Here is a 21,709-nt window from a genome sequence, read left to right as displayed (position 1 = left end):
ATATGCTCGAAAGTATATAAGACTAATTCGTTTCTATGAGACTTTCATTATCAATCATTCTGATGAATGAATTAACGATAACATACGGCTCGTGTCAAAACCGTTTTTTAATCTTTGATTTTCCATACATATATTATACTGTTATGTATATAAAATCAATCATTGCATACACATTTCTTGATTGTTTTGCGCTATCCATCCCACACCTAAAGGCATGGGCTTTTCGCGCATTCATTGTAAAAAAAGTGGAAAAACGCAGACCTGTAACCGTCGACTCCATCGTCATCGCGAATGTATCCCCCGGCTATTTCCTGAAATTTGTGAAAAATTCTCGATCTCTCACAAATCCTGCATCGCTGCTCACGGCTTGCGCAATCAGCGACAATTCTGCCACTTTGTTCCACTTTTCATTACTTGTAGGTTTATTTTAGTACATCCTTCTGAAAATTTCAAGAATATTTCCAAAAGAATCACAAAAGCGACTGCCCTATGATTTTTCCTCATAAAAGCAGCCGTTTTCTGTCTGATTTTTTATCTCATTTATTCTTTTCTTATTTTTCTTTGTTCTCTCTTACCTGTCTTTCTTTATGGATCGTCCGGTCAGAATCCCGCCAGTATGTATTCCTCAATCAAATGATCAAGATCCACACTGTTCTGATAGACGGATTCATATGCCTCTCCCGATTCAATGCTGTGATTCAAAGCGTTTCTTGCCTTCTCAATCTCCAGTATCAATTCTTCTTTCGGAATTCTCATTTTTATGCCTCTCCTTTGTCTTGCGCTGAATCAAGTACCCAAATGCGATCGTTCCAGATGTCCTTTTCCGACAGAGGTTGTTAATCTATCTGCCTGAAGAGATTTTCAAAATGAGATTCCGAGGCGTTTCTGGCGCCCGGGTCGGCTATTCTATGACACCTGTGATCCCTGTTTCAGCTTTCTGTGACGAACAATCAGATTTCCTGCTGCCACACAAACCAGCGTAAACGACAACACCTGAGAAACCGGCAGCCCGGTTCCGAACAGAATCAGCTGATCTGTGCGCAGACTCTCAATCCAAAATCTCCCGGTTCCGTATCCCAGCAGATAAATCCAGAGCATCTCTCCATCAAATTTCTTCCGTTTCCGGTACCAGAGCATAAAACACAACAGCCCCAGATTCCAGCACGACTCATAAAGAAAGGTGGGATGTACCTGAATATACTCTACCCCCTGATCTACAATCATATGTTTCAGAACATCCGCATTCAGCATATTGTCATTCACAATGGAGCGCTTGATCCGCATCGCAAACAGGCTGTCCGTATATCCTCCGAAGGCTTCGCGGTTGAAAAAATTGCCCCAGCGCCCGATGATCTGACCGGTCACCAGACCAAGCACTCCCGTATCTGCCATCGAAAAAAAGGACACCTTCCGCGCGCGGGTAAACACAATCAGTGTGAGAACTGCCGCAATCACACCTCCATAGATTGCCAGTCCCCCTGCCCGGAGATTGAAAATCTCCAGCAGATTATTCTTATAGTTATCCCACTCAAACACTACATAGTAAACTCTTGCCCCAATGATGGAAAAAATAATCCCATACAAAGCAAAGTCCAGATACAGTTCCGGATCCTTCCCTCTCCTCTTTGCATCCGACTGGGCAACCCAAATGCCCGCAAGCATCCCCAGTCCGATAATAATTCCATAGTAGGCAATCCGAAATCCGAATACGGAAATACTGTTCGACAAATGCTGTATGGTAATTCCAAGGTGTACAAAACTAATATCCGCACCTTCCATTGTGATACATGCTCCTTTCGATGTCTTCTCTATTTTACAGCCCCTAACCTCCAAAATCAAACATAATCGGACGACTTATTGCGCTATAATTCGACAGAAAAATTTTTCCTGAAACGCAAACTTTCTGACATCATATTCTCGTCCGCCGCCCTCTGCTTTCCAAAATCAACGGCTGTAAAATCTATGCTACAAGTTCTTTGCACAAAAAGCAAGCGGTTTTTCCGACAAAATCAACTTCCCCGCAGTTCTCTCAATTTACTTTTTACTTTTCCTATGATATAGTAGATAAAAGTGTTTTCCAAATGTTTTATCCCATTTGTTCAGAAGATATCTGGGAAACAGAAACGATACGATAAGAATCAGGAGGCTTTTATAAAATGAAATTAGGTATTGTGGGACTGCCGAATGTCGGCAAAAGCACGCTCTTCAACTCTCTGACAAAGGCTGGCGCTGAGTCCGCCAACTATCCGTTCTGTACAATCGATCCGAACGTCGGAATCGTAACCGTACCGGACAAGCGTCTGAAACTTCTCGGAGATCTTTACCACTCCAAGAAAGTTACCCCGGCAGTCATCGAGTTCGTGGATATCGCCGGACTTGTAAAGGGTGCATCCAAGGGTGAGGGACTCGGAAACCAGTTCCTTGCAAACATCCGTGAGGTAGATGCAATCGTTCACGTTGTCCGCTGCTTTGAGGATCCGAACGTTATCCACGTTGAGGGTTCCGTTGACCCGATCCGCGACATTGAGACCATCAATCTGGAGCTGATCTTCTCTGATCTGGAGATTCTCGAGCGCAGAATTGCAAAGACCACGAAGTCTGCATTCAACGACAAGTCTCTCGCAAAAGAGCTGGAGATCTTAAAAGAGCTGAAGGCAATCCTTGAGGATGGCAAGCTGGCAAGCAGCTATGAGAACGATGACGAGGATGTCATGGCATTCGTCAACTCCCTGAATCTGCTGACCTGCAAGCCGGTAATCTTCGCTGCAAACGTAGGAGAAGACGATTTAGCAGACGACGGCGCAAACAACAAGCACGTTGCAGCTGTCCGCGAGTACGCAAAAGAGAACAACTCTGAGGTATTTGTCATCTGTGCCCGCATCGAGGAAGAGATCTCCGAGTTAGACGATGACGAAAAGCAGGAGTATCTCGATGCCCTTGGTCTCGAAGAGTCCGGTCTTGACAAGCTGATCGCAGCAAGCTACCGCCTGCTTGGTCTGATCAGCTACCTGACCTCCGGTGAGGATGAGACCCGTGCATGGACAATCAAAGTCGGCACAAAGGCTCCTCAGGCAGCAGGAAAGATCCACTCCGACTTCGAGCGTGGATTCATCCGCGCAGAGGTTGTCAACTACCAGGATCTGCTCGACTGCGGAACTTACGCAAAGGCAAAAGAGAAAGGCCTTGTAGGACTGGAAGGAAAAGATTACGTCGTAAAAGATGGCGATGTCATCCTCTTCCGCTTCAATGTATAAGAATAAGTTGCTGATTCATCAGACATGTTGATAATGCGTCCTTAATGTGGCAAATATATAAAAACGGACAGAAGATTTTTACGTCTCCTGTCCGTTTTTTATTCAAAGTATCTGACACCCAAACAACTAGCATCCATTGTTTTTTATTCTTGATAACCAAGTAGTTATTCTTGACAATCAAGTAGCTGGGCGCCGTGGCGAGAAAGTACACGCAAACCCGTGTGAGACGCTGGTGTTTAGGTTGCGTATTTTGCAACCTTATGCACCACTGCGTCGAACCCGGAGCGGGAGCAAGTTTGCGTGACTTTACTCGCTGACGGCGCCCTGATAAAATCCCTAAATCCTTAGATAACGAACTTAATCCTCACTATAATTCCAGAGAATCCCCTACAGATACTTCTTCATCATATCACAGCAGTCCAGAGTTGCAAAGTAATCCTTCGCGGTCTCAGCTCTGCGGATCATCTTCACGCCGCCGTCTTCTTTCAGAAGCAGCTCTGCGGATTTAAGTTTTCCGTTGTAGTTGTAACCCATCGCAAATCCGTGAGCACCGGTATCGTGGATCACGAGCAGATCCCCTCTCTCAATCTCCGGAAGCATACGGTCGATCGCAAACTTATCGTTGTTCTCGCACAGAGAACCAACCACATCGTACTTGTGATCGCACGGCTCATTCTCCTTGCCCATCACGGTGATGTGATGATAAGCACCGTACATAGCCGGACGCATCAGGTTTACTGCACAGGCATCCACACCGATATACTCTTTGTAAGTGTGCTTCTCATGGATTGCACGGGTCACAAGACAGCCATACGGAGCCAGCATGAAACGTCCCATCTCGGTGTAGATAGCGACATCCCCCATTCCTGCCGGAACCAGGGTCTCCTCGTAGACTTTGCGCACTCCCTCTCCGATCACAGCGATGTCATTCGGCTCCTGATCCGGGCGATACGGAACACCTACGCCGCCGGACAGGTTGATGAACTTGATGTGAGCGCCGGTCTCTTTCTGGAGACGGACTGCCAGCTCAAACAGAACCTTTGCGAGCATCGGATAGTACTCGTTTGTCACGGTGTTGCTTGCAAGGAATGCATGGATACCAAACTCCTCTGCTCCCTTTGCCTTGAGGATCTTGAATGCTTCAAAAATCTGCTCCGTCGTCATTCCGTACTTGGAATCACCCGGGTTGTCCATGATATCGTTGCTGATCTTGAACATTCCGCCCGGATTGTAACGGCAGCTGATCGTCTTCGGAATGTATCCGACTGCCTGCTCTACGCTCTCGATGTGGGTGATATCATCAAGGTTGATGATTGCGCCGAGATCATTTGCCAGCTTGAACTCCTGAATCGGGGTATCGTTGGAAGAAAACATGATGTCATGTCCGGAAAATCCAACTGCATCGGACATCATTAACTCCGTTGCGGAAGAACAGTCGGTTCCGCATCCGTAATCTTTCAGGATCTGAAGAATATACGGGTTCGGGGTTGCCTTTACTGCGAAATACTCCTTGTATCCCGAGTTCCATGCAAATGCCTCTTTCAGACGCTTTGCGTTCTCGCGGATTCCCTTTTCATCGTACAGATAAAACGGGGTCGGATAAGTCTTTGCGATTTCCTCTAATTGCTCCTTTGTCACAAACGGTTTCTTCTCCACCTTTGTATCTCCTCTCAGAATTTATTTTCTGTTTTTACTTTGTTTCCTTGTTTTCTTGCTTTGCCTTGCTTCTCTGTTGTACTCTGTTTCCCTGATTTTGCTTTTCTGATTTTATTCTTCTGATTTTATTTTTTCAGTTTCCATCGACACAAAATTTAAAAAGCCCGAAACAGGCCTCAATCGGTATGATTGTAACCTATAACGGGCTTCTTTGTCCAGTTCTATTTCATTATATCTGGTATAACTCAGAGTGGATGCACAGCAGAGACTTCCTCTCAACAGAGAAGTCTCGAAATTCATACCACACAATATTCCTGCTGAATCTACAGAATCTACAGAAAATTAGTCAACCACTACAACACGCATGATGTTCGTGTAAGCAGCCGGCTCATGGCGATCTGCCTTGTTCACAACACCGGCAGTCACAACTGCGACATCTCCGCTGTTCAGAACATTTTTCTCCTTCAGAGTCTCTAAGGAGGACTCGATCAGACCGTCAGTGGAATCTGCACGTCTTGCCTGGTACGGCTTTACGCCCCAGTACAGCTGCATCTGGCGAACGGTTGTTGCGTTCGGGGACAGACCGATGATCTGGGCAGCCGGTCTCCACTTGGAGAGCAGACGGGTTGTAAATCCGGTGATCGTCGGAGCGATGATTGCCTTTGCCTTCAGATCATGTGCGGTTGCTACGGAAGAATAGCAGACTGCGTTGGAAATGTTGTGCTCATTCTCTGCACTTACCTTGCGCTGACGATATGCATTGTAGTCGAGGAACTGCTCAGTCGTCTCGCAGATCTGTGCCATCATCTTCAGAGCCTCTACCGGGTACTTACCCATTGCAGTCTCACCGGACAGCATAACTACATCAGTGCCATCGTAAACAGCGTTTGCAACGTCGCCAACCTCTGCACGGGTCGGACGCGGATTGCGGATCATGGAATCAAGCATCTGGGTTGCGGTGATAACCGGCTTGCAGGCCTGATTACACTTGCGGATCAGCTCCTTCTGGATGTGCGGAACCTGCTCCGGCGGAATCTCTACGCCCATGTCTCCACGAGCTACCATGATGCCGTCACTTGCCTCAATGATTGCATCCATGTTCTCGATTCCCTCTGCGTTCTCGATCTTGGAGATGATCTGGATCTGGGAACCAGCCGCATCGAGGATTGCGCGGATCTCACGGACTGCATCTGCGGTACGGATGAAGGAAGCTGCGATAAAATCGAAGCCCTGTTCGATACCAAACTGGATGTCTGCCTTATCTTTCTCGGTCAGTGCCGGAAGTTTGATTTTGACGTTCGGTACGTTCACGCCCTTCTTCTCGCCAAGCTCGCCGCCGTTTACTACCTTGCAGACGATGTCGGTGCCGTTTACTTCCTGAACGAGAAGCTCGATCAGACCGTCATCGATCAGGATGCGGTTTCCGGCAACTACGTCGCTGTTTAATCCGTCATAGTTAATATAAACCATCTGGCTGTCGCCCACGATCTCGCGGGTAGTCAGGGTAAAGGTCTGTCCCTCTGTGAGAGTCACTTTTTTCCCATCTTTCAAAAGACCGGTACGAATCTCAGGTCCCTTGGTATCCAGAACTGCAGCGATCGGGAGACCAGTCTCTTCGCGGATGCTCTTGAGCATGTCAAGACGCATCTTGTGCTCCTCGTAATCTCCATGAGAGAAATTGAAACGGGCAATATCCATTCCGTTCTCTGCCAATGCCTTCATTACGTTGCGGTCATTGGTATTCGGTCCCATGGTGCAGATAATCTTTGTCTTTTTCATAACGACTCTCCTTCTCTATATTTGGTCAATGCTCCTCATCTTTTGTCACATGTTTATGTGTATAAAGATGATCCTGACAGTATTCATAATCCCCTTCGCACTTTGAACAGTAGCGGAATTCCAGATTTGGGTCATCCAGCTCCGTGCGCCCACAGACAGCACAGCGGTGACGTGCTTTTCCGGGAGTCACAATCTTTGCGGTTTCTTTCTTGAAATTCTGCCGGCGCCGGATTTCATTCGGCGCATACCGTCGGTTACTCTTATTATTGTTACGTGTCAGCAATATAAAAATAATCACATTCGCCAGAGACATGATGATCTCCAGTCGTGTGCTCAAGGGTCCAAACACAAAACTGTACAGATAGACTGCACACTCTGCCACTGCAAGCCATTTTGCCTTGATCGGCAGAACAAAAAACAGCAAGAACTGCGCATCCGGGAAATAGATCGCAAATGCCAGGAAAATCGAAAAATTCAAAAATCCGGTCGTCATAACGACGCGCTCTCCCAGCAGCAGATACACAACCAGACACGCAAGCACCTGTCCGATCACGCCCATAAAGAAAAAGACGTTGAATCGGAATGATCCCCAGATGTTCTCAAGCGTCTGCCCCAGACTGTAATACATGAACAGGGCAATCACTCCGACAAACACACTCGTCATCTTCATGCTTCCGATCGCCGGAGGATACACGAGAAATGTGACAATCCTCCAGATCTGGCCGTGAAGAATCGCTGCGGGATCCAGACACAGATAATTCCAGTAAAAATAAGGCTGAGCCATATAGAGCACCAGCCCGATTCCATACAGAATCACGATATAATACATCAGATTCTGTATGGCATATTTCTGATATTTTCTTTCCAGCTCATAAAAGAACTTCATTCGGTTTCCTTTCCTAATTAAAAGAGAGCGATTTTAAAAGAGATCCTTCTTCGAGAAAATCCACGCCACCACTCCGGTCAAAACCAGACTGATTGCCATAACGATCCAGAATCCATACGGAACCGTCGAAAACGGCATTCCTGTCGGGCTGACATTCATTCCGTAAAAACTTGCAACCATCGTCGGGATCGAGAGCACAATCGTGATCGTCGCCAAAAATTTCATCGCAATATTTAAGTTGTTGGAGATGACAGAGCCGAACGCATCCATCATTCCGCCCAGAATTCCGTTGTAAATATTCGCCATCTCGATCGCCTGTTTGTTCTCTATGATGACATCTTCCAGCAGTTCCGTATCCTCCTCGTACTTCTTGATCCGCTCACTCTTCATCAGCTTCTCAAGAACCACCTCATTCGAACGAAGGGAGGTCGTAAAGTACACCAGGCTCTTCTGAAGTTCCAGAAGCTCGATCAGCTCCCGGTTCTTCTGTGATTTGTGAAGCGTCGTCTCGACTTCCTCACTCTTCTTGTCGATGATTCGCAGATACTGCAAGTACTGCTGTGCATTCTTGTAAAGAATCTGCAAAATAAATCTTGTCTTCATGTGGGTGTAAAAATTCTTTACCCGTCCGTCCATAAATGCATTGAGCACCGGCGTTTCTTCGAGGCAGACCGTGATAATCAGATCACTCGTCATAATGATACCCATAGGGATCGTCACATACCAGTCTTTTTCATTTCGCTCCTCAATCGCAGGAATGTCCACCAGAATCAGGCTGTAATTGTCTTCAATCTCAATACGGGAACGTTCCTCTTCATCCAGAGGTGCCTTCACATCATCCGGATCAATCTCATAACGCTCGGCAATTTCCAGAATTTCTGTCGCCGTTGGGTCAATCAGAGAAATCCAACAACCCGGCGTCGTCTCTTCCGTCTGACGGGTCACACCATCCTCGGTCTTAAATATACGAATCATTTCTGTTCCCTGCCTATCTGGATTCGTCCATAATATCATTCTAACATCATTCAAGGTCAAACGCTCACTGAGCGCATCCCGCTGAATCACTCTGAATTATGCAAACATTTCTGTCTGCGACGTTATCATTATAAATTCTGCCTGTATTTTTGTCAAACCCATTGCTTATCATTTTTCAATTTCTAACACATTTTCTATTTTTTCTTCACATTTTTTTTACAGAAGAGTAAATTGTAATCATATCCGTTTTATGTTAGACTAATACTCGTATGCCTTTTGGAATACTTCAATGTACATTTATTCAGATTTTTTATTAACTTTTATAAGATTACTAAAAAATTATCAGTTTTATCAAAAAATTATCAATTAATGAAATGAATTAATAATAGGTAATAAAATTCCTGCAAAAATAATTGTACATCTTCAAAAGAAAAGGAGGCAGGGGGATTCCCCCGCATATATGAATTCACAGCATAATTTAAAAAACATAACTGAAACAACCATCATGGAAACTCCTAAACAAAACCAGACATCTTATACACTTGGAATCGACATCGGTTCCACAACCGTTAAGATCGCCGTCTTAGACGGTGCCAATCACATATTGTTTTCCGACTACGAGCGTCACTTTGCCAATATCCAGGAGACGCTCGCTCTTTTACTGAAAAAAGCCAAAGAACAGCTTGGCTCAATCAATGTTCACCCGAGTATCACCGGTTCAGGCGGACTCACACTCTCCGGTCACCTTCACGTACCGTTCACGCAGGAGGTCGTTGCCGTTGCAACTGCCCTTCAGGATTATGCGCCTCAGACCGACGTTGCAATCGAGCTCGGCGGTGAGGATGCCAAAATCATCTATTTTTCCGGCGGAATTGACCAGCGAATGAATGGAATCTGCGCCGGCGGTACCGGTTCTTTCATCGACCAGATGGCATCCCTGCTTCAGACGGACGCATCCGGTCTGAATGAGTATGCGAAGAACTATCAGATGATCTATCCGATCGCTGCACGCTGCGGCGTGTTCGCAAAATCGGATATTCAGCCGTTAATCAACGAGGGCGCAACGAGAGAAGATCTCGCAGCTTCGATCTTCCAGGCAGTTGTCAACCAGACAATCAGCGGTCTCGCCTGCGGAAAACCGATCCGCGGAACCGTCGCTTTTCTCGGCGGACCACTCCATTTCCTTCCGGAACTGAGAAAGGCATTTATCCGCACGCTGAACCTTGATCAGGATCACATCGTTGCTCCGGATCACTCCCATCTGTTCGCCGCAGTCGGCTCTGCAATGAATGCGAAGGAGGATGTGACGGTTTCTCTTGATCACATGATTGAGCAGCTCTCCTCCGGCATCAAGATGGAATTTGAGGTCAAGCGCATGGAACCGCTCTTCGCCTCGGAGGCCGATTATGACGCCTTTCTCTCGCGCCATGCAAGCCACACCGTAAAGAAGGGCGATCTGTCAACCTATTCCGGTGAGTGTTTCCTCGGAATCGACGCCGGTTCGACGACGACAAAGGTCGCCCTCGTCGGAGAGGATGGAAGTCTTCTCTACAACTTCTACGACAACAACAACGGAAGCACGATCGCGACCGCAATCCGTGCGATCAGTGAGATCAAAGCCAAACTTCCAGAGACCGCCCACATTGCGTGGTCCTGCTCAACCGGATACGGCGAGGCTCTCTTAAAATCTGCCTTCATGCTCGACGAGGGAGAGGTCGAGACGATCTCCCACTACTATGCTGCCGCTTTCTTTGAGCCGGATGTGGACTGCATCCTCGACATCGGCGGTCAGGATATGAAATGCATCAAGATCAAAGACGGCACCGTTGACAGCGTTCAGCTGAACGAGGCGTGCTCTTCAGGCTGCGGTTCCTTCATCGAGACCTTCGCAAAATCCCTGAATTACAGTGTAAAAGACTTTGCAAAGGCAGCTCTGTTTGCCAAGAATCCGACTGACCTCGGCACACGATGCACTGTGTTCATGAATTCCAACGTCAAGCAGGCGCAGAAGGAGGGCGCAACCGTCGCAGATATCTCTGCCGGACTCGCCTACTCCGTCATCAAGAATGCCCTCTACAAGGTCATCAAGATCACAAGCCCGTCCGATCTCGGAAAGCACGTTGTCGTTCAGGGTGGAACTTTCTACAACGACGCGGTTCTGCGCAGTTTTGAGAAGATCTCCGGCTGTGAGGCAGTCCGCCCGGACATCGCCGGCATCATGGGCGCGTTCGGCGCTGCGCTGATCGCAAGAGAGAGATGCAACCGCGCAAAGGGAACTTCGATGCTTTCGCTCGACAAGATCCTCGCGCTCAAATACGATACCTCGATGGCACGATGCAAGGGATGTACAAACCACTGCGTGCTGACGATCAACCGCTTCGGCGGCGGACGCCAGTTCATCAGCGGAAACCGCTGTGAGCGCGGACTCGGCAAGGAGAAATCCCGCAAGGAGATCCCGAACCTCTTTGATTACAAGTATCACCGGATGTTTGACTATGAGCCTCTGACGGAGGACCAGGCTCCGCGCGGCACGATCGGAATCCCGCGCGTGCTCAACATGTATGAGAACTATCCGTTCTGGGCTGTCTTTTTCAAGGAACTCGGTTTCCGCACCGTCCTCTCCCCGCAGTCCACGAGAAAGATCTACGAGCTCGGCATTGAGTCGATCCCGAGTGAGTCTGAATGCTATCCGGCAAAGATCGTTCACGGTCACATCAGCTGGCTGATCCGTCAGGGAATCAAGGATATCTTCTATCCGTGCATTCCTTACGAGCGCAACGAGACCCCGGAGGCGGGCAACCACTACAACTGCCCGATGGTCACCTCCTACGCGGAGAACATCAAGAACAACGTCGAAGAACTCGCAGAGAACAATGTTCACTTTATGAACCCGTTCCTCGCGTTCACAAACGAGGAGATTCTGACCCGTCAGCTCATCGTCGAGATCGGCAAGGAATATCAGATTTCCTCCGTGGAGATTCAGAAAGCTGCCCACGCGGCATGGCTTGAGCTCTTAAAATCCCGCGAGGATATGGAGAAGAAGGGAGAAGAGACGATCGCCTGGCTGAAGGAACACGGAAAACACGGAATCGTGCTCGCCGGCCGTCCCTACCACGTCGATCCGGAGATCAACCACGGAATCCCGGAACTCATCACTTCCTATGGAATGGCGGTTCTGACAGAGGACTCGATCTGCCATCTCGGCGAAGTTGAGCGCCCGCTGATCGTCACCGACCAGTGGATGTACCACTCCCGTCTCTACAAGGCGGCATCCTATGTCAAGAAGAGTGACTGTCTCGACCTGATTCAGTTAAACTCCTTCGGCTGTGGACTTGACGCTGTGACAACCGATCAGGTACATGATATTCTGACCAGCTCCGGAAAGATTTATACGGTGCTCAAGATCGATGAGGTCAATAACCTCGGCGCTGCCCGCATCCGCGTCCGCTCCCTGATTGCCGCTCTTCGCGTCCGCGACCAGAAGCACTTTGAGCGCAAAGTTGTGTCGAGCGCTTACAACCGCGTTGTCTTCACAAAAGAGATGAAGAAGAACTACACGCTCCTGTGCCCGCAGATGTCCCCGATCCACTTTGAGCTGATCGAACCGGCAATCCGCGCATTCGGCTACAACATTGAGGTGCTCCAGAACGACAGCCGGAACGCCGTCGACGTCGGCCTGAAATACGTAAACAACGATGCATGCTACCCGTCCCTGATCGTCATCGGACAGATCATGGATGCCCTGCTCTCCGGAAAATATGATCTCGATCACACCGCTGTCTTTATGAGCCAGACCGGTGGCGGCTGCCGTGCATCGAACTACATCGGATTTATCCGCCGTGCACTCGAGAAAGCCGGTATGCCTCAGATCCCTGTGATCTCCGTCAACGCAAACGGCATGGAGACAAACCCGGGATTCAATTTCACCCCGGGTCTGATCACTAAAGCGATGCAGGCTGTCGTGTATGGAGATGTCTTCATGCGCGTGCTCTATGCAACCCGCCCGTATGAGAAGATTCCGGGTTCCGCAAATGCCCTCCATGAGAAATGGAAGGCCCGCTGTGTCAAGAGCCTCTCAACCCGCTCTGCCGGTATGGTCGAGTTCGGCAGAAACCTGCGCGGAATCGTCCGTGATTTTGACCATCTTGAGCGCACCGATGAGCAGAAACCGAAGGTTGGAATCGTCGGAGAGATCCTTGTAAAGTTCTCCCCGCTTGCTAACAACCACATCGTGGACCTGCTCGAGTCAGAGGGTGCAGAAGCTGTAATGCCGGATCTGATGGATTTCCTTCTGTACTGTTTCTACAACAGCAACTTCAAGGCAGACCATCTCGGCGGCAAAAAGTCAACCGCCCGCCTGTGCAACCTCGGAATCTCCCTGCTCGAGTACTTCCGAAAGACCGCACGAAAAGAGCTTGAAAAGAGCGAGCACTTCACTCCGCCGTCCCGCATCTGGGAGCTTGCAGATATGGCTAAGAACTACGTTTCCCTCGGAAACCAGACCGGTGAGGGATGGTTTTTGACCGGAGAAATGCTTGAGCTGATCCACAGCGGAGTCAAGAACATCGTCTGCACCCAGCCGTTTGGATGCCTGCCGAACCACATCGTCGGCAAGGGTGTCATCAAAGAGCTGCGTCAGAGCCATCCGGATGCAAACATCATTGCAGTCGACTACGACCCGGGCGCAAGTGAGGTGAACCAGCTGAACCGAATCAAACTGATGCTGGCAACCGCACAGAAGAACCTCAAGGCGACAAAATAATAATACAAGCAAAAAACCTCCGATCATAAGATTTTTAAGTCTGACGATCAGAGGTTTTCTTGTTTTAATTTTCTGTTTTAACTTTTTGTTTTATTTTGTTTTTTCAGGCACGCTCCAACAAAAACGTCTTCACCTGATTGTGTGACACTTCTGCGGTTCCAGTTTCACAATCCGCAATCACTTCATTTTCATCCATTTTCACTTCTTTTGAGAGTTTCCACTCCACCGATTTTACATCGAAACCGTTCTTTTTCTGATATGGATTATAAAATCTTGCAATCAATCCTGCTCCATCCTCCGCCTTCTTGAGTGCACTCAGAACCGGAGTCTGCCGCGTCTCGGACTCCATACGGAACAAGCTGTAAGTCCACGGTGTTTTAAACGGAGATGGATTAAGTTTCATCGCGTGATACCCCATCTTATTGTAGGCAAGCAGTGGAGTCAGATACTCCTTTGCCCGCTCTGGCAGAGATTCCAGGTGACAGGTCAGCCCAAGCCGAAACGTGTATGTCCCATGAAGCTGGGAATCCGGTGTCTGCATCTTGATTCCCGATGGTCTTCCCGGTCTTCTGAAGAGCTCCTCTTTTCCGAGAACTCCCACACTCCTCATCAATGTAATCGCAAGTGTATCTGCCTGATTTCCTGTCAGTTCATACTCTCGAAGAGAATCCGTAATCACACCGACTCCCTTTCCAAGACCTGAGACATAGGACAGAAATGGATAGATGGCATCTGGGCGCTCCGACCATTTTTCTTTTTCCCAGACTTTAATCGCCGGATCAACCGCCAACCGCTGAATACTTCCAAACTGGTTGTCACTGACCGAATATCCACGGCTGTCCTGATCTGGAAGCAACAGACGAATTCTGTGATCATCCGCCGTATTTTTCACCGTCACGTTGACCCCAAGAACGGGATCTGCCTTTTTGAGTTCCAGGTCAAAGACCACCTCGACGCTTCCGTCCCGCTCTCTCATCTTTCTCGACGATAAATTTTTCGGAATTGCCATCGAAACCTTGATTTTGGCATTTTGAGCATAAGCACCTCGCTGACACTGAATCTCTGCCTTCTCAAATTCAGAAGTGATTACAAAATCTTCCTCCAATGGAGAATAATCATACCCATCTCCATCATCACTTCCATCTTCAATCATCAAGATTTTGCGGTACACCGACTGATCCGTCTTATCCGTGATCGTGAGCGTTCCATTCTCCTCAATCATAATTTTAAGGTACTCATTTTCCAGAACCGGTTTTGCAGATTCTTTTTCTTTTTTCTCTGTTTCTTTCTCTTCTAACTTTGAAGAATTATTTGAAGAATTGAAAGAATCCTCCAAAATCGCATAAGTTCGATAGCCCATCGCAGGGATCTCATCAAAAAATTCCACCTTGTAGCGCACAAACGGGTCGTAATTCCCATAATGAACAATCTGGCGATCAATCAAGCCCGGATCCACAATCTCGCTCTCCCGGATCTCAAAATCAATTTCCCGCCCATCCTCTGCTCTCAGGCAAAACGTCTTCATCCGCGTTGTGATCTCTACCTGAACGACTCCGGATCTCGAATACGGCAGACAGTTGAATACCACAAGTTTATCGGTGTCTCCCATTCCATCCGAAACGGCCACCGCGTCTGCAATTTTCCTCATGTAAAATTCCATCAGACGATCCGTGCGCTCCTCCGCCAGAAAATATCGGTCTGCAATCGCCCGGTGAACCTTGTCACTGCAACAGCATCCCATTGAATCATGCGCGTGATTCTTCAAAAGTTCTTTCCAGATCGCTTCAAAGAGACTGTGATGATACGGGAATCCAAGGCTGTAAGCGATCGATGCCAACGGCTCCAGACAATTTGTGATTTTGTTCTCGATTCTTGTATTTGCCGCTTTCAAATCAGCTCTGGAAGAATAAATACTTCTGTGAACCCGCATGTATTTTCCATCCAGAAACTCCCCGCGAAGCGTGTCAAGCCCCGGCGTTCGCTCTGCAACCTCAAACAGCGCCTCATAATCACTGAGGACAAACTCCTTATCCGGATACAAGTTCTGCATTTGCTCCATAACCGGAACAATATTTTTCTGGATCGGCATCTGATCATGCCCGTTCGGAACAAGAAGGTGACCGGTTGTATTTCCCCGCTCCAAAACCGGCATGTATTTCTCCATCCGCTTTTTCAGAGCCTCCCTCTCCTCTGGAAGATATTTTCCAATCGCATAGCCGAGCGGAAGCAACTGTACGACAACTCTTGATCCATCCTCATCTTCCCAGTAAAATTCCGTCTTGTCCGTTCCCATCCGTTCCGATGTCCCGCGCCAGAACAGACTTCTCTCTATCCCAAATCCATTCAAAATCTGTGGCATTCTGGCACTCTGTCCAAAAGAGTCCGGAAGATAACCGATCATCATGGGTTCTCCAATCTTCCTGCTGTCCCTCAATCCATACAGAAGATTTCTGAGAATCGACTCTCCTCCGACAACCATCTCGTCCGTCTGCGTGTACCACGGTCCAATTCGAAGTTTCCCTTCCCGAATCAGTTTCTCCGTTCTCTCCCTGTTTTCTGGCGCTACTTCAAAATAATCTTCCAGCACACAGGTCTGTCCATCGAGAATGAAACACGGATAATTTTCATCCGTCTCCAGTCTCTCCAGAATCTCTTCCATGTCATTGACCAGAAGAATTTTCGACTCTTCCGCCGTAAAATACCACTCTCTATCCCAGTGAAAGTGCGGAACGATATGTACCTGTTTTGCCATAAATACTCCCCGTCGCCTTTCTTCTATTTCCTATTCCTAATTTTTACTTCGCTTTTGCTTTTTCAAATTTCTGTTTTTTGAGTACAACCAAAATTGCCGTAGAAACCACTGCTCCCAAAACCGCTGCAAAGAACCAGATCAGAGCATTCATGATTCCACCCATTCCGTTCTTCAATAAGAACATGGAGAAAATTCCTGCTCCCGGCACATCCAGTCCGATGTTGCAAGATGCCACGATCGCACCTGTGACTGCGGAACCCGTGCACAGAGCAAAAATAACACGAATCGGATCTGCCATCATCACCGGAATGGCACCCTCTGTAATACCGGCAAGACCAAGAATCCATGTGGACATTCCTGCTTCCTGCTCCTCTTTTGAAAAATACTTTTTGAATCCAAGTGTCGACATCGTCACTGCAAATGCAGATACCATCTTAATCGAAGCAAATGCCGCATACGGCATCAGAATTCCATCTGACATTGCTCCCACACAGAACGCATATGCTGCCTTGTTTACCGGACCGCCAAGATCAAACGAAACCATAACTCCAAGAATGGCGCCCAAAAGTCCTGCATTTGATCCGCTCAGAGAACTCAAAATCTGGGTCAACGATTGATTCAACCACGCCACCGGTTTTCCGAGAATAAAAAACATGACAATTCCCACAACCAAGGTTCCAAAAACCGGATAAATCCAGAAGGAAATAAAGCCTGCAAATACTCCCTTTGCCGGAATTGCTTTTCTGAGGAAACGAATCACATATCCTGCTACAAGACCTCCGAGCATTCCACAGAGGAAGCCTCCATTGATCAGATTTGCCGCAACACCCGCTGAAAATCCGGGAGCCAGTGCCGTCTTGTCAGCCAGCGAATATGCCATATAAGCAGACAGCATCGGAATCATCAGAGTGCCAAGCGTATTTCCACCCATTTTGCGGAACAGCCACAGCCAGCTGTTGTCCATGTTGTAGAGTTCCTGAAGTCCGAATCCCTGAGCAATCAACACGGCAAACGCATTGATCATACCACCTGCAATGATAATCGGAATGATGTAGGAAATACCTGTGAGAACCGCCTTTTTAATCTCACTTCCCACACTCTCTTTTCCGTCCTCTTCTGCGATCCCCTGATGAACTGCATTTGCATGCTCTGCATCCTGACGGGTACTAGCCTTGCCCTCTCTCTCCGCCTTATTCAGCGCTGACAAAATCACGCCTTTTGCATCTTTAAGCGGTGCAGAAACTTTTGTCTTATAAATGGGAAGATGAGAAAATCGCTCGCTGTCTTTTACTGCTACATCGGTCGCAAAAATTGCGACGTCCGCATTTCTCAAAATTTCCGTGCGGTGACGATCCTCCACACCGTTTGCACCCTGCTTTTCCACATAAACTTTTACGCCAAGCTCCTCACCCGCCTTCACAAGTGCCTCCGCTGCCATGTAGGTGTGTGCGATTCCTGCCGGACATGCAGTCACTGCCACAACCGTCTTTGCATACTGCTTCTGTGGCGTTTTTTCTTCCTGTTTGTTCTCTCCCAACAGACGATAAAATGTCTCCGGCGTCTCTGCCCTTTTCAGTTTTTCAAGATAGGACGGATCGGAAACTCTTGTCATCAGCTCTGAGAGCAGGGCAAGATGCGTGCTCCCCGCTTCCTCTTCCGGAATTGCCAGCAAAAAGATGATTGACACCTGATTGCCCGCCACAACACTTTTCCAGTCCTTGATTGGAGTTTTCAGCGTCGCCACCGCAAAACTTGCCTCTTTTACTGCCCTACTCTTTCCGTGTGGAACAGCCAACCCCATATCGATTCCTGTCTCAGAAATCTTTTCCCGCTCCAAAACGGAATTCAAAAATTCCTGTTTGTTTTTCAGCTTTCCTGCCCGATCTAACTGGTCAGTCAGATACTGAATGGCTTCCATCTTGGTGCCAAACGTACAACCAAGTGAAATCAGTTCCTTGCTTGTTGCTTTTTGCAGATTCATATTCTACCCCTTTCTCTTTTGTTTGCTACACTCCGTCATGGGTTTCTGGTTTTCTCAACCACTGACAAAAGTATATCACAGAAAAGAAAGAAGCCTTATTTTTCAACATTTATTCACACAGGGCGAACACTTGGTGTATATATACACACTTGGTTACTTTCTGCTATTCATTTAAGCCTCTCTGTTTTAAGTCTCTCTGTGTTTAGTCTTTTTGTTTCTCTCTTTCTAACTTTCTAAGATTTCATATAACGTTGCCAAAAAGCCTCACTGAGGAGCCGGACAAGAACCATAAGTCCACTCCGATCTGTGACATTATATCCCTGAACCTCCCTGTCCTCTCCCCAGAAATACAAATTGACGTCACAGGCTTCTGCCAACGGATTTTCACAGAAATGTGTGATACTCACCACTGACATTCCCAATTTTTTCGCCTCTTGCGCCATCTCAATCAATCGCTCATTTTTCCCTCTTGCGCTAATAATGATCAGCATATCTTCCTCTGATCCGTGACGAACCGCATAAAACATATCATGAATCTGCTGATAAAATTGGACACTGCAATCTAAGCATCTCAAATTTTTTCCAAGCATTTCACAAAAATAAGTGGAATCTCCCACTCCGGCAAAAATACAGCATCTTGCCGATCTCATCATTCCAGCCACCCGCTTTAGCTGTGCCTCATCAATGGTATCCAGAGTCTTTACAATATTTTCCGGGAGCTGTCCTAAAAGTCTTGCACTGACTGTTTTTCCTGTTTCGGACGGTTCACTCTCATTCTGAATCGAAAATTTCAATTCTGAAAAACCACTGTACTCCAATTTTTTCGAGAGACGCATAACCGCATTCGGTGCAAGATACAAATCAGACGCAATTTTTTGAATGGACAGTTTCATAATATCTGTCCTGTGATTCCGAATATAGTCGACGATGTCATCATCTGTCTCATTTAACTGCATCTCATGTTTATATACCCGTTCCTCAAATGTCATATTTCCTCACACTCTCTTACAAACCCAGTTTGAATACAACCTTTCCAACAAGGCAATCTTTTATATGTTTTTCATCCTTTCTTATTCCCTTTCATCATGTTCTTTCATCATCTCCAGAAATTCCTTCACCTCCACGGGCACTCTTCCCTTTCTCCATACAAGCAAAATCTCCGTTGCAAGATCTGCATCTTCGATCTCCCACGATTTTAATTTTTCCGACTGTTTCAGCATGGAAGCTGGAAGAATCGCAATTCCAAGTCCCTTTTCCGCCATAATGATCGATGTGCGGGCATCCTCACACGCACAATAAAAATCCTGCACCACGCCGGCTTTTTCAAATGCCGAGAGCATATATTTCTGATAACGGCGGGAAAGAATCAGTGGCTGATCGATAAGTTCATGCAGACTCACAGCAGTCTTCCCCTGAAACAACGGATATTCCGGAATCGCCATCGCCACAAGCCGCTCCTTTGCAAGCGATTTTGTCTCACAGCCATTGAGCGCTATCGGAGTCCGCAGTGTCGTGAGATCAACCTGCTGATTCTCAATCTGCTCTTTCAGAGTAAACGTAGAACCCTCATGGATATCAAAACGGATATGTGGATACCGCCTCGCAAATTTCAGCAAATAGTCCGACATCATGGAAACTGTGGACGGCGTCAGACCGATATGCAGGGTTGTTGCCTGACTGGATTTTATCACTTCGCTCTTCGTCAGATCCGTGAGCGTCAAAATTTTTTCTGCCTGTTCGTAGAGAGTTTTTCCCGCCTCCGTCAGCGTAATTTTTTTCGTTCCACGCAAGAAAAGCGATACCTTCAGCTCTTCTTCTAATATCTTCATCTGATAACTGAGAGGTGGCTGCGTCATATGCAGTTGTCTTGCCGCACCGCTGATCGTTCCAGCATCTACAATGGCGCGAAAATACTCCAGTTGCTTGATTTCCATTTCATTTCTCCATTCATGCTCTTATCTTCTCATATTTCATAATTTTCATCATACAAATGGCTTCCATCCATATCCATATTAATTTTATTTAATTTTGATATAAATTCAATAATTTACATATAGTTTAACGCTTGCTATACTTGAAATCAAGAAAAAAATAATAAATGAAGGATCAAAGGAGAATTTCCATGAAACGAGTTGATTTTGAAAATGGAACTGTAACCGGCAACATCCTTGGGGCCTCACTTCCCATGCTTGTCGCCCAGATTCTAAACTTACTATACAACATCGTGGACCGCATCTATATCGCCCGCATCCCGGGAAACGGAACTACCGCGCTCGGGGCAGTCGGGCTGTGCTTTCCACTGATCGTTATCATCACCGCCTTCTCCAACCTCTTCGGAAGTGGCGGTGCTCCCCTCTTCTCTATTCAGAGGGGAAAGAAAAATCAGCAGAAGGCAACACACATTATGGGCACTTCCTTCACTATGCTCTGCTTCAGTGCAGTCATTCTGATGATAATCGGACTTGTCTTTGCCCATCCGCTTCTGGTTTTGTTCGGAGCATCCGAAAACGCCATGACCTACGCTCATCCCTATCTACTCCTTTACCTGATCGGCACGCTCCCATCCATGATTGCAGTAGGAATGAACCCGTTTATCAATGCGCAGGGCTACTCCCTGATTGGAATGTTTTCTGTCACAATCGGAGCGATCGCCAACCTGTTGCTTGACCCGCTGTTCATCTTTGTACTCGGATTCGGAGTCCGTGGCGCCGCGATCGCAACTGTTCTTTCCCAGTGCCTGTCCGCTCTCTTTGTGTTCTATTTTCTCACAAAGAAGGCAGAGCTGAAACTGCGCTTTCTTCACAAGAACGAATGGAAAGACTCCATCGCTCTAGCAAAAGATATCGTCAGCCTCGGAACTGCCGGATTCATCATGCAGCTGACAAACAGTCTCGTAACAATCTGCTGCAACAACGTCCTCTCCGTCACAGGCGGCGATATTTACATCTCCGTCATGACGATTGTATCCAGCGTGCGTCAGTTAGTGGAAACACCCATCTATGCGATCACAGAAGGCTCCTCTCCGATTCTGAGTTACAATTATGGAGCCAGACGCCCGGCTCGTGTGAAAAAAGCAGGCGTTGTCATGGGAATTCTGATTCTCGGCTACACCGCTGTTATGTGGAGCCTTATCATTCTGATCCCAGACACCTTGATCCGTATTTTCAGCTCTGACATCCAGCTCGTTCAAGACTCCGTCCCGGCACTGAAGCAATATTTTGCTGCATTTATCTTCATGGATCTGCAGTACTTCGGTCAGACAGTTTTCAAATCCTTGAATAAAAAGAAGCAGGCGATTTTCTTTTCCCTGCTCCGCAAAGTCTTTATCGTTGTACCGCTGACCTACCTGATGCCATATACGCTCCATATGGGCACTTCCGGAGTCTTCTTGGCAGAACCGGTATCCAACCTCATCGGCGGAAGCCTCTGCTTTATCACAATGCTGTGTATGGTACTTCCGGAATTAAAGCGGATGGAAGAGGGAAACAGAATATAAAGAAAATGATAAAGAAAAAATAATAAAAGGCTCTATGTCAATAGTTGGGGTGGGATTCTTTGAAATCCCGCCCGATTGTTGACTTTGGAGCCATTTTAATAATGAGCTCTAAACGTTCTGTTTTTGGGCATGCCAAATAAACCTCTCATTTACCGACCATTTTAACTT

General features: G+C 47.3%; 13 protein-coding genes. 3 read left to right on the top strand and 10 right to left on the bottom strand.

All coding sequences use genetic code 11. From position 1 onward, the window contains the following. Window positions 1-600: 600 nt before the first annotated feature. A complete protein-coding gene (locus ACR0QE_RS10070) occupies window positions 601-756 on the bottom strand; it encodes a Spo0E family sporulation regulatory protein-aspartic acid phosphatase (RefSeq protein WP_432628225.1) in 156 nt (51 codons plus the stop codon). Between the two features lie 150 nt (window positions 757-906). After that, a complete protein-coding gene (lgt, locus tag ACR0QE_RS10065) occupies window positions 907-1,779 on the bottom strand; it encodes a prolipoprotein diacylglyceryl transferase (RefSeq protein WP_432628224.1) in 873 nt (290 codons plus the stop codon). A 377-nt stretch (window positions 1,780-2,156) separates the two neighbouring features. On the opposite strand from lgt, the gene ychF reads away from it, so the two are divergent. Beyond that, on the top strand, window positions 2,157-3,254 hold the full coding sequence (gene ychF / locus ACR0QE_RS10060; protein ID WP_432628223.1) for a redox-regulated ATPase YchF: 1,098 nt from the start codon (window positions 2,157-2,159) through the stop codon (window positions 3,252-3,254). Between the two features lie 387 nt (window positions 3,255-3,641). Here ychF and ACR0QE_RS10055 read toward each other — a convergent pair whose 3' ends face one another. From ACR0QE_RS10055 to ACR0QE_RS10040, 4 genes are all read right to left on the bottom strand, one after another. After that, on the bottom strand, window positions 3,642-4,910 hold the full coding sequence (locus ACR0QE_RS10055) for a diaminopimelate decarboxylase (RefSeq protein ID WP_432628222.1): 1,269 nt from the start codon (window positions 4,908-4,910) through the stop codon (window positions 3,642-3,644). A 342-nt stretch (window positions 4,911-5,252) separates the two neighbouring features. Then, window positions 5,253-6,689 (bottom strand): pyruvate kinase, encoded by a 1,437-nt coding sequence (pyk, locus tag ACR0QE_RS10050; protein ID WP_432628221.1) that lies wholly within the window; start codon window positions 6,687-6,689, stop codon window positions 5,253-5,255. 25 nt (window positions 6,690-6,714) lie between these two features. Next, a complete protein-coding gene (locus ACR0QE_RS10045; RefSeq protein WP_432628220.1) occupies window positions 6,715-7,575 on the bottom strand; it encodes a hypothetical protein in 861 nt (286 codons plus the stop codon). Window positions 7,576-7,608: 33 nt separating this feature from the next. Then, on the bottom strand, window positions 7,609-8,550 hold the full coding sequence (locus ACR0QE_RS10040) for a magnesium transporter CorA family protein (protein WP_432628219.1): 942 nt from the start codon (window positions 8,548-8,550) through the stop codon (window positions 7,609-7,611). 505 nt (window positions 8,551-9,055) lie between these two features. Here ACR0QE_RS10040 and ACR0QE_RS10035 point away from each other — a divergent pair. After that, window positions 9,056-13,312: an acyl-CoA dehydratase activase-related protein gene (locus ACR0QE_RS10035; protein WP_432628218.1), complete on the top strand. Its 4,257-nt coding sequence runs from the start codon at window positions 9,056-9,058 to the stop codon at window positions 13,310-13,312. A 103-nt stretch (window positions 13,313-13,415) separates the two neighbouring features. Here the strand turns inward: ACR0QE_RS10035 and ACR0QE_RS10030 are convergent, their stop codons facing one another. From ACR0QE_RS10030 to ACR0QE_RS10015, 4 genes are all read right to left on the bottom strand, one after another. After that, the gene (locus tag ACR0QE_RS10030) at window positions 13,416-16,064 is read right to left on the bottom strand and encodes a glycoside hydrolase family 38 C-terminal domain-containing protein (RefSeq protein WP_432628217.1); all 2,649 of its coding nucleotides are present in this window, start codon (window positions 16,062-16,064) and stop codon (window positions 13,416-13,418) included. A 43-nt stretch (window positions 16,065-16,107) separates the two neighbouring features. Further along, window positions 16,108-18,045, bottom strand: coding sequence for a PTS 2-O-a-mannosyl-D-glycerate transporter subunit IIABC (mngA, locus tag ACR0QE_RS10025; RefSeq protein WP_432628216.1), 1,938 nt, complete (start codon window positions 18,043-18,045; stop codon window positions 16,108-16,110). Window positions 18,046-18,278: 233 nt separating this feature from the next. Beyond that, window positions 18,279-19,034: a MurR/RpiR family transcriptional regulator gene (locus ACR0QE_RS10020; RefSeq protein ID WP_432628215.1), complete on the bottom strand. Its 756-nt coding sequence runs from the start codon at window positions 19,032-19,034 to the stop codon at window positions 18,279-18,281. Between the two features lie 81 nt (window positions 19,035-19,115). Continuing rightward, window positions 19,116-19,979 carry a LysR family transcriptional regulator gene (locus ACR0QE_RS10015; RefSeq protein WP_432628214.1) on the bottom strand — a complete coding sequence of 288 codons (864 nt, stop codon included), beginning with the start codon at window positions 19,977-19,979 and terminating at the stop codon, window positions 19,116-19,118. Window positions 19,980-20,167: 188 nt separating this feature from the next. Here ACR0QE_RS10015 and ACR0QE_RS10010 point away from each other — a divergent pair, with 188 nt between their 5' ends. Beyond that, entirely contained in the window at window positions 20,168-21,541 is a 1,374-nt protein-coding gene (locus ACR0QE_RS10010; protein ID WP_432628213.1) for an MATE family efflux transporter, read from the top strand. The last annotated feature ends 168 nt before the right edge of the window (window positions 21,542-21,709 follow it).

The sequence above is a fragment of the Brotaphodocola sp. genome (assembly GCF_050873065.1).
In the GTDB taxonomy this organism is placed as follows: Bacteria; Bacillota; Clostridia; order Lachnospirales; family Lachnospiraceae; genus Brotaphodocola.
The sequence above is the reverse complement of the archived record's forward strand: the minus strand, read 5'-3'. Positions and strand labels throughout refer to the sequence as shown.